Source organism: Amphritea pacifica (assembly GCF_016924145.1).
GTDB lineage: Bacteria > Pseudomonadota > Gammaproteobacteria > Pseudomonadales > Balneatricaceae > Amphritea > Amphritea pacifica.
The window spans coordinates 1-561 of sequence record NZ_JAFFZO010000103.1 but is presented as its reverse complement, the minus strand read 5'-3'; the positions used below and the strand labels follow the sequence as shown (position 1 = coordinate 561).

1 protein-coding gene is annotated in these 561 nt (G+C 55.6%); it reads left to right on the top strand.

The window, feature by feature from the left end:
* Nucleotides 1-76: 76 nt before the first annotated feature.
* A partial coding sequence (locus JW499_RS21595) for a helix-turn-helix domain-containing protein (RefSeq protein ID WP_205212512.1) occupies nucleotides 77-561 on the top strand: 485 nt, incomplete at its 3' end.

The window sequence follows — 561 nt, the reverse complement described above, 5'->3', positions numbered from 1 at the left end:
CTAGTGTAGTGTTTCACTCTTGATGATTCTTAATGTATCCTCAGCTCAAATACCCTGAGAGAATCGGACTTATCGCATGCGAATTGCCACCCCTATTGTGCTTACTGAAGAAGAAAAGGCTGAGCTGAACAAGCTTGTTCGTTCCGGCTGCACCAGTGTCAGACTGGCCCAGCGTGCACAGATCGTACTCCTGGCGGCTGACGGGATGCAGAACCATGATATTGCCGCGCAGCTAGGCGTCACGCGGGCTCTGGTTGGACGTTGGCGCAGCCGTTATGCCGAATCGCGACTGGCGGGAATTGAGCGCGACCTGCCGCGTGGAGCGCCACCGGTCAAGGTAGACGTGGCTCAACTCGTAGAGTTAACCACGCAAAGCCAGCCTAAAGCAGCGACCCACTGGAGTACGCGCAAAATGGCCGCTGAACTGGGTATCAGCGCCGCCAGTGTTTCTCGGCACTGGCGTGCCAATGGCCTGAAGCCTCATCTCGAGCGCAGCTTCAAAGTCTCGCGAGACCCGAAATTTATCGAGAAGCTGGAAGACATTGTCGGGCTGTATTTGTC